Annotated in this window: 1 pseudogene; it reads left to right on the forward strand. The window is 46.4% G+C overall.

What is annotated here, in order from left to right:
* A pseudogene (locus tag QZ311_RS12400) lies at positions 1 to 265 on the forward strand (hypothetical protein); the annotation flags it as partial.

Consider the following 265-nt stretch of genomic DNA (forward strand, 5'->3'; position numbering starts at 1 on the left):
TTGACGAGATACGAAATGGCTTCTCAGAATGGCTTGAAGCACAAAGCCCGGAGTTCAAGGAAAAACTTGTTGACCTTTATAATAATAAGTTCAACTGTTTCGTCCGTCCGCAGTATGACGGTAGCCATCAGACCTTCCCTGACCTCAATATGAAATTATTGGGTGACAGGTATGGAATACACTCCATTTATCAAAGTCAGATGGACTGTATCTGGATGCTGAAACAGAATGGCGGTGGCGTGTGCGACCACGAGGTGGGGACGGG

This window comes from uncultured Duncaniella sp., assembly GCF_910578445.1.
Classification (GTDB): domain Bacteria; phylum Bacteroidota; class Bacteroidia; order Bacteroidales; family Muribaculaceae; genus Duncaniella.